At 50.5% G+C, this 12,091-nt stretch carries 9 protein-coding genes and 1 other RNA gene; 5 read left to right on the top strand and 5 right to left on the bottom strand.

Annotated elements, in window-relative coordinates:
* The first annotated feature begins 67 nt into the window (after positions 1-67).
* Positions 68-913, top strand: coding sequence for a MurR/RpiR family transcriptional regulator (locus H141_RS0114655; RefSeq protein ID WP_019677034.1), 846 nt, complete (start codon positions 68-70; stop codon positions 911-913).
* Between the two features lie 25 nt (positions 914-938).
* On the opposite strand, the gene H141_RS0114650 is transcribed toward H141_RS0114655, so the two are convergent.
* Positions 939-2,033 (bottom strand): dipeptide epimerase, encoded by a 1,095-nt coding sequence (locus H141_RS0114650; protein WP_019677033.1) that lies wholly within the window; start codon positions 2,031-2,033, stop codon positions 939-941.
* Between the two features lie 11 nt (positions 2,034-2,044).
* Entirely contained in the window at positions 2,045-3,457 is a 1,413-nt protein-coding gene (locus H141_RS0114645) for an SH3 domain-containing protein (RefSeq protein WP_157610942.1), read from the bottom strand.
* A gap of 238 nt (positions 3,458-3,695) precedes the next feature.
* Here H141_RS0114645 and H141_RS0114640 point away from each other — a divergent pair, with 238 nt between their 5' ends.
* Positions 3,696-6,539: a TonB-dependent receptor gene (locus tag H141_RS0114640; protein WP_019677031.1), complete on the top strand. Its 2,844-nt coding sequence runs from the start codon at positions 3,696-3,698 to the stop codon at positions 6,537-6,539.
* A gap of 48 nt (positions 6,540-6,587) precedes the next feature.
* On the opposite strand, the gene H141_RS0114635 is transcribed toward H141_RS0114640, so the two are convergent.
* Positions 6,588-7,826: a TonB-dependent receptor gene (locus tag H141_RS0114635; protein WP_026349492.1), complete on the bottom strand. Its 1,239-nt coding sequence runs from the start codon at positions 7,824-7,826 to the stop codon at positions 6,588-6,590.
* A gap of 84 nt (positions 7,827-7,910) precedes the next feature.
* Between H141_RS0114635 and H141_RS0114630 the strand changes: the two genes are divergently transcribed.
* Positions 7,911-8,537: a methylamine utilization protein gene (locus H141_RS0114630; RefSeq protein WP_019677029.1), complete on the top strand. Its 627-nt coding sequence runs from the start codon at positions 7,911-7,913 to the stop codon at positions 8,535-8,537.
* Between the two features lie 30 nt (positions 8,538-8,567).
* On the opposite strand, the gene rnpB is transcribed toward H141_RS0114630, so the two are convergent.
* An RNA gene (gene rnpB, locus H141_RS20975) (RNase P RNA component class A) lies at positions 8,568-8,936 on the bottom strand.
* Positions 8,937-8,960: 24 nt separating this feature from the next.
* The gene (rsmI, locus tag H141_RS0114610) at positions 8,961-9,809 is read right to left on the bottom strand and encodes a 16S rRNA (cytidine(1402)-2'-O)-methyltransferase (protein ID WP_019677026.1); all 849 of its coding nucleotides are present in this window, start codon (positions 9,807-9,809) and stop codon (positions 8,961-8,963) included.
* Positions 9,810-9,885: 76 nt separating this feature from the next.
* Here rsmI and H141_RS0114605 point away from each other — a divergent pair, with 76 nt between their 5' ends.
* Complete coding sequence (locus H141_RS0114605; protein ID WP_240473131.1) at positions 9,886-11,724, top strand: penicillin-binding protein activator; 1,839 nt, start codon at positions 9,886-9,888, stop codon at positions 11,722-11,724.
* Positions 11,725-11,740: 16 nt separating this feature from the next.
* A complete protein-coding gene (locus H141_RS0114600; RefSeq protein WP_019677024.1) occupies positions 11,741-12,085 on the top strand; it encodes a YraN family protein in 345 nt (114 codons plus the stop codon).
* Positions 12,086-12,091 lie beyond the last annotated feature (6 nt).

Here is a 12,091-nt window from a genome sequence, read left to right as displayed (position 1 = left end):
TTTACATATTGCATAACTAATTTTTTATAACCGGCAGCCTGGCCGGTTGAGCCTAAGAACACCGCCTATGCTGAGTTTACTGAAGATACGTGGCATGCTGGACCAGATGTCGGTTATAGAACGCAAGCTGGCCGAGTTTATTCTGGACAATGCCCATATGTTGCGCGATTACTCCTCGCAGCAACTGGCCGATGCGGTTGGTATTAGTCAGTCCAGTGTAGTGAAGTTTTGTCAGAAGCTGGGCTACAAAGGTTACCCTGATCTGAAACTGGCGATCAACGAAGCGGTGGTTACGGCCAGCACCATGAACCGGGATCAGGCCGATAAAAACAACGACGACGCCAGTTTGCTGGGGATTGGCGAGCAGTTACAGTTCAGCCTGCAACAGCATTTGCGAACCTTACTGACTATTAACGACGAAAAAACCCTGCTGCAGGCAGCCCGGTTATTGCAGGGCGCTGATAAAATACTGCTGGCCGGTTTTGCCAAATCAGCGATAGTAGTGGCAGATATGCAGTTTCGCCTGCTGCAACTGGGCAAGCTGGCGCTGCATCACGCTGATCCGGCGTTAGCGCTGCAACTGGCCCGCAGTTTAACCGATACCAGCGTATTATTATTAGTATCCGATTCCGGCCAGAACAGTGACTTATTAAAGCTGGAGCACTATGCCAAAAGCCGCCAGCTGAAAATTATCTCGCTGACCAGCTATAAAACCAATGCCCAGAGCCTGGCGGCCGACATCACCCTGTTTACCTTAAGTGCTGAAGAAGACATTCGCTTAAACCCGATTTTAACCCAGCTGGCGCAACAGCATCTGTGTCATATGCTGTATTTACAGCTTTGTCATTGGCAAAATAACGATCTTGCACTAACCGAAAGTACCGAGTTACTCGGCTTGCTGGAAAAACCATAACCCAAGCCGACGCGGAGTTGCCGGGCTATGGCAACATTTTTAAACCATCGATAGCGGTAATTCCCAGCCCCGGCGCATTGCCAATGGTAATATCGGCATCATTAAAGCTGACACTGCTGGTTACCGGGTCAAAAGCACAAAGCGACGGGCCGTCTAAATCAATTTTAGTAATGACATCTGACTTAGCTACCGCAACATGCACCGCTGCCGCCACACTGATACTGCCTTCGAGCATGCAACCTATCATGCACTGCATATCATAAAACGAGCAGATGTCGGCAATTTTAATGGCATTGGCTATACCACCGGTCTTCATCAACTTGATATTAATAATATCGGCAGCACGCATTTTAATCAGCTCTATTACTTCGCGCGGGCCAAAACTGCTCTCATCGGCCATTACCGGGGTGTGTACCCGCTCGGTAATGTATTTTAAGCCGTCTAAGTCGTACGCTTTTACCGGCTGCTCCACCAGCTCCAGCCGCACCCCGGCATCTTCCAGTTTGCGCAGCGCATATACCGCTTCTTTGGCGGTCCAGCCCTGATTAGCATCCAACCGGATCAATGCCTTACCGGCTACGGCGCCATAAATTGCTTTAACCCGCTCGATATCGACGCCAATATCTTTGCCCACTTTCACTTTCAGGGTTTCAAAGCCGCGGTCGATGGCACTGAGTGAGTCGGCCACCATTTTATCGATATAGTCGACACTAATGGTGATGTCTGTGGTTATTTTTGGTACACCACCACCCAGTATTTTGTACAAAGGGGCCTGATACAGCTGGGCGAATAAATCATATACCGCCATTTCTACCGCGGCTTTGGCGCTGTAGTTTTTCATAATAGCGCCCTGAATAAGGCGGATAATATGATTTAAATCGGCAATTTGCTGCCCAACCAGTTTCGGCTTTATCACGCTGTTAATAGCACCGATAATTGAGCCGTGAATATCACCGGTAATAACCGCCGTGGCGGGCGCCTCACCGTAGCCGGTATGGCCGGTGTCGGTTTCAATCATTACCACCACATCTTCAATCTGCTGCACGGTGCGCAGCGCCGTTTTAAACGGGGTTTTCAGTGGTATGGTAAGCATGCCCAGCCGGATGTCGGTAATTTTCATAGGAGCCTCGGTTAACGCAATGATTTAATCGCGTATATTTTATCCAGATAACTGCTGTCAGCCGTCAGCTGCAGCGGGGTTAACGGTGTTACTGCCACCCCATTTAAAATACCCTGATACAGCTCAGGCTTCGTCTGCGTAGCGCCGGCATTTTTTTCAGAATCTTTGCCTGAAAAATAGGCCAGTTCATGTACCGAGTGAATGACAAAGGGCTCGCCGTTATCATTCCCCAGGTACAACATGACATGACCGGGCCGGTAAATTAAATCTCCTGCGCTGGCTTCACTGATTGCCGCCAGCTTGTCGCTGTGGCTGCTTTGGGCGCTAAAGCGGACATTGTGACCATAACTGCCCTCGCCCTGCTGGCCGGAGTTACGTGGCATCAGCAAACCAAAGCTGCGGTAAATTTCAATAATAAAGCCGGTGCAGTCGCGGCTGTCATAATCATGCCCCCAACCGTAGCGGTCGCCAAGGAACTTAAATGCCTGCTGCAGCACATTAGCAGTGGTGTAAGGCAGATAACCAACACTGACATCCTGCTGGCGGGCAATTAATGCCGGGGTAAAATCCAGGCTGCCATCACTGCTACGCACCGGCAGTTTAACAATATAGCTGGCATGCGGGTTCTGGCCGTGCACATTATGGCCGGTATCTTTGGCAGTGAGTAGCGGTAAGCGGCTGCCCATATCCAGCAGTAATTCGGAAATAGCCGGCACAGCCGGCGTATAGCTGGTGTAAGCCCGGGCACCGGTAACGACCAGAAACGGCGCTTGTTCGCTGTATGCCAGTACCTGTTGCCGGCTACCAAGCGCAATATCCGCTGCCTGCACCCAACCAGTGTAATGGTAATTCTGCAACAGCAGCCACTTGCCATCGCGACTTTGGTGTAACACAGCGACCGCTTCGCCCGGAAACAGGGCGGTTTCCTGAAAGCGATCTAAATCCAGTGCCATATTTTCATTATGTACCCGGTCTGCAGTGGGCATGCTGCGTAAATCAGTGCGCTTTACCACCAGGCCAAACCGGACCGGGTTGGTAGCCTGCACTGCGTCGGTATTAAGGTTGTGCTGGTAAGCCTGCCACTGTGCGGCAGTGACTGCGGCACCATCGGCATAAAAACGGGGCTGTGCTGGCTTAGCACTGGCGCTACTGATCAGGGCGGTTAACTGCTGGGCACTTAAACTGGCTGGCAGGCCGGCTAAATCGTGCATTTGGGCCTGGCGGGCAAAGGTGTCTTGATTGCGGGCACTGATTTGGGCCTGCGTTAACAGCACGGTGTTGGCATCTGCCACTTTGGCCAGCCAGTAATCGGCAGTCAGATGATCGGTTTTTAACATAGGAATATCTGACTCAGCATAGGTGTTGCCCTGAAAAAACCAGTTGCCTAAGCATAAAAGCACAATTAAACAATAATGTAGCTTCATTTTTTCCTCTTGCCAGCGCACGAAAATCACTGGCTGACTCTTATAATAGCTGCAAATAGAATCAAATATTCCAATTAATAACAATTTTTAGCATAAATTATTTTCAAAACCAAAAAATTATTGCTATGTTAATTTTGCGCAGAAAATAAACATCTGCCAACAACAATGAAAACGGGCGCTCAGAACCCGACTAACGGATAGCGATAATAAGACACAACTGCAAATCCAGGAGACAGTGATGAAGTTGACTAAACTTATTCAGGCCCTTACCCTAGCCGGCCTTAGCACCCATGCTTTTGCGCAGGATAATCCTGTGCAATCTGACACTACCGACTCAGATGCCAAAGTAGAACGGATCCGGGTTACCGGCTCCAGCATAAAAAGAACCGAGCTGGAAGGCGCTTTGCCTATTACAGTATTTAGCAAAGCCGATATTGATGCTGCAGGTATTACCTCGGCTGAACAATTGCTGTTGCAAATGAACATTGCCGGTAATGCATCTGATAACCTCGCAAGTAATGGTGGTATCGTTTCCGGAGAGCAACGTGGTAATAATGGCGTGTCTGGCGCGAACCTGCGTGGCCAGGGTGCCGACGCTACCCTGGTACTGCTAAACGGCCGCCGTGTCGCCACCCATGGCTTAAAAGGCCGGGCGGTAGATTTAAACTCAATTCCCTTTGCCGCACTGGACCGGGTAGAAGTGTTACGTGATGGCGCCTCGGCGGTATATGGTACCGATGCCATCGGCGGCGTAATAAACTTTATTACCAAACGAGATTATACCGGGGCGGAAGTCTCTGCCTTCGCAGACCACACCGAAGCCGGTGGTGGTAATATTTATCGCACTAATCTGTTGGTGGGTGCGGGTGACTACAATATAGATGGCTGGAATGCCTTTGCCACCCTGTCACTCAAAAAAAATGAAGTTTTAAAAGGCTCAGACCGGGACTTTTCTAATACTTTCCAGCCAGAACGGGGTTTATCACCGGATACCCGGGGCACGCCATTTGCCACAGTATTTAACCGTGGGGCTTCTCAGCCTAACCTGATTGGTACCGGCCTGATTGACCCGCTTGATGGCCAGTCAGTTATTGCGGTCAACATTCTGGATTTACCCGGCGCAGCGGGCTGTGAAACCGGCGGCGATATGATGGGTCCTTACGATCAGCGACTATGGAGTTCAGAGTCGTCCCGTTATGCCTGTGCCTGGGATTACCCGGCGGCTGCGCGGATTCAACAACCACAGGAAAGCATTGATTTTGTTGGCCGGGCATCGTTTAAACTGGCTGAACAGCATATGGCCACTATCGAATTTGTTGCTTCAGAAGTCGACGTCAGTAAAGCATTTGAACCCTATCAAATTTCTCCCAGTGGCACTTTTGGCCCCAGCACCTGGTACCCAAGTACCGGCGCGGCTTACGATACTATTTTTACCGCCCTGGCAAACTATTTTGGCACCGATCAACTTAACTACGGCGAGAGTATTGCCTATCGCTGGCGCTGTATGGCATGTGGTGGCCGCGAGATAGATACCACCACTAAATCTTATCGCTTACTGGCGTCGTTTGAAGGTGTGGTAGCCGACTGGGATTACAATGTCGGTATTTCCCGCGCTTCCAGTGAGTCAGAGTCGCAACTGGGTGGCGGATATTACTTTACCGATGGCTTGCAGGCCGCCCTTGGCAGTGGTGATCTGAATCCTTTCCTGTTACCAGGCCAAAGTCAGTCGGCAGCGGGTATTAATGCGCTACAAAGCGCCTCTGCCAGGGGCGTGACCCTGTATGGTGGCGAGTCGGTAATGACCCAGATTGACGCCACTATTTCTGGTGAAATTGGCTTTGAATTGCCGGGCGGCGAGATCATGATGGCAGTTGGTACCGACTTGCGCCGTGAGGAATTTAAATTTAATGGTGATGAACGCGCTGAAATGCGGCCGGTATTTTTAGCACCCTTTGATAACGCAAATGTGCTGGAAAAAGTAAGCCGGGACATTAAAGCGCTTTTTGCAGAATTTTATTTACCGGTCACAGAACAACTTGAAGTCACCTTAGCAGGCCGTTATGACAAATATGACGGTTTCGGCAGCACCACTAATCCTAAGGTGGCATTCAGTTATCGGCCTATGGAGCAGCTGATGGTGCGGGGTGCGTTTAGTACCGGCTTTAAAGTACCGTCATTTAACCAACTGTTTAATGGCGTAACCGAATCACAGTACACCGGTCTTGACCTGGCAGACCCGGCTACCTGTCCGGGCGCTGCAGCAGACGAAACTGTTGCGGGTTGTGAACGTATTCAACCGGTAGAGCTGTTCGGTGGTAAACCAGATCTTGAACCGGAAGAGTCAGAACAGAAAAGTCTGGGCGTTGTGGTGGTGCCGACAGACTATCTGAATTTCAGCGTCGACTGGTGGGAAATTGAGCGCACCGATACTATCCGCTCAGCGCCGCGCGATGTGTTAATTGAAAACTATGATCTGTTTGTTGGCAACTGGATACGTAACTCAGCAGGCGATGTCGTCGCAATAGACCGCCGCTTTATAAATTCCGGTGGTACCCTGACCAGAGGTATTGAGCTGGACGTTAACCTAATGGGTGAACTGGCCGGCGGTGCCTGGAAAGTTAACCTGAACGGCAGTTATATTGACACCTTTAAATCTAAAGGGATCGACAGCCTGCCTTACAGCGATAATCTGGTAGGCGAATATGTACGCTACTTTAACCTGCCAATTAAATGGAAGCATACTGTTAACTTCAGTTATGTGCGGGGTGATTGGAGCCATAGCCTGACTCAGCTGTATCGGGACGGTTATAAGGACGAGTTGCCGGTGAGCGTGCGTAACGGCACCTATATACCATCACAATGGAACCCCAATGTTGATGAGTACATAACCTATAACTACAGCGTAAGCTATAAAGGTATTGAAGATCTCAATATCACATTTGGCATAAAAAACCTGTTTGATGAAGACCCGCCGTTTACTGCGCATCAGAATGATTTTTCTGCCGGTGCCGCCTGGGAACCGCGGATTGCCGACCCTCGCGGCCGGGCCTTTACCTTACTGCTGGAATACAAGTTTATGTAACACCCCATGTTGTTCCTGGTACCTTTTGCCCGCTCTGCGCGGGCTTTTTTATGGCCAGCGCCAGGTTAGCACTAACTTACTTAATGTTTGCTGCTGCTTAACTGGCCAGGCCCATTGCTGGCGATTCTGCTGCTCACTATTGAGCATCACGCGCTCTACACCCACATTCAGCTGGTCATTTAACGAATAACTTAACGCCAGCAAAATAGCCTGTCCATTTCCGTTATTGTTATCATTTGGGATGGTGTCTTTATCAACAACGTTAAAGTCATCGTAGCGGACGGTGGCGCTTATTGCCCCCCGTTGCCAATGCGCCAGTAAAAACCAGGCAGTAAAATCAGCATCGACAGCACCAGGCCCCATTAGGGTATTACCATCTAACCACTGGGCAACCAGCTGCCAGTTTTCATTAATAAAATGCTGCATTGCAATGCTGTTAAAGCGGGTACGCCAGCCATACTGCTGATGACTAAACACTAATGGATCGCCGTTATTGTCGTAATAGTAAGCTCTGATCCGCGTGTGCTGCCCGTATTGCCAATGCAACCCAACATAGTAGCCTGTACGATGATCTAACTCGCGGGTGGGTTCCACCCAGGGGTTTTGTAACACCAGAGGGCCTGTTTGCAAGCTAAGATAATTGGCAAAATCTACCCGCTCACCCAAACCTGTTTGCAAATTGTGTAAAGCAAAGCCGCGCCACGCTAATATTGTGCCTGCGGGATCATTGCCCTGAAAAGCACCGATAAATGCAGTCCAGCTTTGACTTGACTGAAAAAAATGCCCTGGCCTGCCGATACTTAATTCGCCACCGCGGGCACGAATTTCTTCTGCAACCCAGCTATTGATCGCAGAAAATGTACTGCTATATGGCGATGTCCAGGCTGTGTCGGTATTTTCCAGTGACAACTGCGGATAAAAGTAACCTATCCGGGCACGGAGCCGATAGCCGTTTACAGGCAATGGCGCCCAGTTTAGCCAGGCTTCAGTAATAGATAAACCGGTCTCGGGCCTGTTATGCCACTGCGCGTGAATCCGGCCAGAAAAGGCGGAGTCAGTGGCAGCATCTAAAGTAAAGTATTGCGGGCCAGGGCCTATGGCCGACTCAGCAAAATCAAGTTGTCCGGTACCGCGATTAAACCAAGTTTTGTTAAGCGGTGCGGCGGGCTCCTGCTGTGAGATGAATATTTCGCCTTTGCCACTAAAAGTCAGCTCAACCGCTTTACTACTGCATGCAAGCAGGCAACAAAGCACACAGCAGGTCATGCGGGTAGTCATCGCTATCATAAAGAACCTCTCAGGCTTTTTTCGGTGCTATTCTTAAATTAATGTACTATCGTCGAACGCTATTTGGTAAATATAAGCGCATTTATGCATAAGCTCATTTTATTAGTTGTTTTCTTCCTGCCCTGGCAAAACGATGCAGCCACACTGCATATCAAAGTGACCGATGCTGCGCAGCGGCCCGTCCCTTATACCGTAATTGAACTAATAAACGACAATTATCCGGCAGAACCAGAGCCAGAAGTCGTACACGTCATACAAAAGGATTTAAACTTCCAACCTTTTGTCAGTATGGTGCAACAAGGAACGTTAATTGACTTCCCGAATCTTGATAAGACCCGACATCATGTATATTCATTTTCTAAAGCTAAAATATTTGAGTTACGCTTGTACGCCGGCAAGCCGGAGGCGCCGGTATTATTTGACCAGGCAGGTGTGGTGACGCTGGGCTGCAATATTCACGATAATATGCTGGCATATATTTACGTTAGCACCAGCCGGTTTACCGCCTTAACAGATGCCAACGGCGACGCACACTTTAACGACTTACCTCAGACAAGCTTTCAGCTGAAAACCTGGCACCCATGGCAAAAACAACCGTCAGTTAGTGAAGAGATAAGTATTAGCTTAGATGAGCAGTACCGGAATATTACATTGGATATTACACAACAAGCCTTACCGCAGGCCAGGAAAAAAGGCTTTGACGACTATTAACAAAGGTCGCCAGCCAGCAGCAGGCAGAAATAGGTGAGTTGGCCATTAAGCCGGGTTCTGTGCTCTGTTGCCAGAGTGACAATCATTCCTCTAGGACTCAGGTCACCCTGAGCCTCAAGCAATCTACCCGCCCTCAACGCGGGCCGCGCCATAGAGGGCCTATTTGATCTTGCTCCGGGTGGAGTTTACCGTGCCACGAACTGTTGCCAGTCGCGCGGTGCGCTCTTACCGCACCCTTTCACCCTTACCTGATCCCACTTGCGCGGGCCATCGGCGGTTTGCTCTCTGTTGCACTGGTCGTAGGCTCGCGCCTCCCAGGCGTTACCTGGCACCCTGCCCTGTGGAGCCCAGACTTTCCTCCCCTTGCTTGCGCAAGCAGCGATTGTCTTGGCCAACTCAGCGCGCATTATACGTGAATCAGCATTAACTGCCAGCCCATTCTAAGGCCAGCTTATACAGTGGGTTTTTCTTTTCGTTATGAATTTGCGCTGTTAATGCCGCAGCCTGTTTTACCGGCAGTTCAGCCAACAGAATTTTTAGGGTGGTTTGCGCCTGCTCGCTAATATCGCTGGCCGCTTTAGCCGGTTCAGAGGCAATCATCAGCACCATTTCGCCCTGACAACGCTGCGGATCTTCATTTAACCAGGCCTGAATATGCGCCGGCGTGCCATGACAAAACGCCTCGAACGTTTTAGTCAGCTCTTTGGCCAGCACCAGCTCGCGCTCTGGCCCCAGCACCAGAGCTACATCGTCCAGACAGGCCTGAATCCGTCGCGCCGTTTCATAGCACACTATGGTACCGACGTCGGCCGGTAATGCCGCCAGTTGCGCCTGACGCTGGTTGCTTTTTGCTGCCAGAAAACCGATGAACAAAAATTTGTCTGTTGGCAGGCCCGCAGCACAGAGCGCCGTAATAACCGCACAAGGCCCCGGAATTGGCACCACTCTGATGCCGGCTTCCCGACACTGGCGCACCAGATTGTAGCCCGGGTCGCTAATCAGCGGCGTACCGGCATCAGATACCAGCGCGATATCTTCGCCCTGCTGACAGCGGGCAATAATACTGGCCGCCCGCTGCTTTTCGTTGTGGTCGTGCAACGCCAGCGTTTTGGTTTGTACGCCAAGGTGCGCCAGCAGCTTACCGGTATGGCGGGTATCTTCAGCGGCGATACAGCTAACCTGTTTTAAGGTAGCAATTGCGCGCTCGCTAATGTCAGCTAAATTGCCGATAGGTGTGGCAACAACATACAAAGATCCGGTTTGTTTAGTCATATTTCGCTATTTAATTGAGCTTGGCGGGCAGTCTAAGTAAGATAGCCCTATTAAAAGCCTAATGGTACTGTGCAACGTGAATTCCAGCAAATTAAAGCCACTGCTATTTCTAAGCCTGTGCGGCCTGTTAGCCAGCTGCGCCCAGCAACCAAAAACAACGTCTGAGCGCCCGCTAGGGTCAACTGAGCAGGAATTGCCGGTCACTATTGTTGAAGATGCCAAGGAGTTATATCAAAAAGCCCGTAATTATCAGGGCGAAGCCAGGCAAATACATTTGCTGCGGGCAGCCCGGGCAGCATTAGAACAACAACAGTATCCGCTGGCACTGGCGATAACTCACACCCTGGCAAACAGCGAATATTATCTGGTACGCCAGCGCAATATCTTATTATTGCTGCAGGCCTATCTGGCCAGCAATGAGCTCGAGCGAGCCAGTGCCTTACTTGAAACCACCAGCCTTGATACGTTGCCAGAAGCTAATGTCAGTGAATACTTATGGCAGGGTGCACAGTTTTATGCGACCCAGCAGCGCAGCCTGGCAGCCAGCCGCTGGCTGTTACAACTGGACCAGCAGCAACAAAGTGCCGACAACTATCCCGAATTATGGAATGTACTGTGGCAGCAGCTTACTGCGTTAAATCAAAGCAACCTGGCCACCCTGCGCACCAATGCCACTAACCGCAACCTGGCGTGGTTAAATCTGGCCCAGCTTAGCCGGGTAAATATTGGTCAGCAACAGGTTCTGCAGCAAGCATTGGCTGACTGGCACCAACGCTACCCCTTTATGCCAGGGCCTGATGCTTTACCGCAGGCGCTGCAGCAACTGCTTACCTTAACCCCTTATCAGCCAGAGCGGATTGGGGTATTACTGCCATTAACCGGTAATTTCCGGGCCCATGCCAAAGCGCTGCAATACGGCCTGATCAGTGCCGCCAGCGAACAGGAAACTGCGCCGCAGCTTATTTTTATCGACAGCCAGCAAAGCCCGGAACAGATTACCGCTGCATTAAAACAGCAGCTGGTTGATTTTGTTATCGGCCCGCTGCTACGGGACCAGGTTGATTTAATCAGCCTGCAGCAAGACTGGCCCTGGCCTACCCTGTTTTTAAACAGTCGTGACCCGGGCCAGCCGAAAAGGGATAATCACTTTTTTTATGCGCTGAGCCTGGAAGATGAAGCAAGTCAGATGGCAGAGCTGTTTCAACAAAAAGGTTACCAGCACCCGGTGGTAATCAGTGCCCGCAATAATATCAGCCAACGGATGCAACAGCATTTTGCCAGCCAGTGGCAGGCCCTGGGTCACCCCACTCCCGAGCTTTATCAATTTAGTGCCAAAGCAGAACTGGAGTCGATTGTCAGCAATTTGCTGGAAACCGATAGCAGCCAGAACCGGATCCGCAGTATCAGTGGTTTAATCAGTAGCAATATCAAATTAGAAGCTGAACCGCATAGCCGGCTCGATATTGATGCCATTTACCTGTTGGCCGATCCGGTGCAGACCCGTTTATTTAAACCTTATGTCGACGTATCAGTAAACCAGACTGCGCCTCGCTTGCCGGTTTATGCCAGTTCGCGTAGCTTCAGTGCCAGCCTGGACCAAAATGAGCAGCGGGATTTAAATGGCCTGACCTTTACCGAAATGCCCTGGATGCTGGGTGAACAAAGCAGTGTGCAACTGCGTGAACAATATCAGCAGTTGTTTACCGATCAGGACGAAATACTGCAGCGGCTTTATGCAATGGGCCATGACGCCTATCAATTAATCGCCCGCCTGAAACAACAACAGCATTTACCGGCACTGGTATTCTCCGGCCTGACCGGTCAGCTCAGTCTGGATAAAGATGGCAGCGTTGTGCGGCGACTGAGCTGGGCAAGTTATCGTAATAACCGCTTAATTGCTGTACAAGAACCCTGAGCATGAATAACTTAGGATGAATAACAAAGGCGAGCGCTACGAGCAACTGGCACTGGACTATTTGCAGCAGCAGGGCCTGAGCCTGGTTTGCCGTAACTTCCAGTGTAAAGCCGGCGAAATTGATCTGGTGATGCGGCAGGGCGAGCAGCTGCTGTTTATTGAGGTAAAATACCGCGCCAGCAATGCGTTTGGCGGTGCCCTTGCGGCCATAACTGTTGCCAAGCAACAAAAACTGTTGCGGGCTGTGCGCTGGTATTTACAGCAACATGGCGGCCAGAATCAGCCATGCCGGATTGACGTATTAGCAATTGAAGGGCGCGAGCCCTTTCACTACAACTGGCTGCAAAATGCATTCAGTTAGAAGGAC

Source organism: Arsukibacterium perlucidum DSM 18276 (genome assembly GCF_000382165.1).
Taxonomy (GTDB): Bacteria; Pseudomonadota; Gammaproteobacteria; order Enterobacterales; family Alteromonadaceae; genus Alishewanella; species Alishewanella perlucidum.
This window is presented reverse-complemented; position numbering and strand designations above follow the sequence as displayed.

Excerpts from the sequence above, each read along its gene's own strand:
- H141_RS0114650 (WP_019677033.1), bottom strand. The coding sequence starts at position 2,033 with ATGAAAATTACCGACATCCGGCTGGGCATGCTTACCATACCACTGAAA.
- rsmI (WP_019677026.1), bottom strand. The coding sequence starts at position 9,809 with ATGACTAAACAAACCGGATCTTTGTATGTTGTTGCCACACCTATCGGC.
- H141_RS0114630 (WP_019677029.1), top strand. The coding sequence starts at position 7,911 with ATGCATAAGCTCATTTTATTAGTTGTTTTCTTCCTGCCCTGGCAAAAC.
- H141_RS0114600 (WP_019677024.1), top strand. The coding sequence starts at position 11,741 with ATGAATAACAAAGGCGAGCGCTACGAGCAACTGGCACTGGACTATTTG.
- H141_RS0114635 (WP_026349492.1), bottom strand. The coding sequence starts at position 7,826 with ATGATAGCGATGACTACCCGCATGACCTGCTGTGTGCTTTGTTGCCTG.
- H141_RS0114645 (WP_157610942.1), bottom strand. The coding sequence starts at position 3,457 with ATGAAGCTACATTATTGTTTAATTGTGCTTTTATGCTTAGGCAACTGG.
- H141_RS0114640 (WP_019677031.1), top strand. The coding sequence starts at position 3,696 with ATGAAGTTGACTAAACTTATTCAGGCCCTTACCCTAGCCGGCCTTAGC.
- H141_RS0114655 (WP_019677034.1), top strand. The coding sequence starts at position 68 with ATGCTGAGTTTACTGAAGATACGTGGCATGCTGGACCAGATGTCGGTT.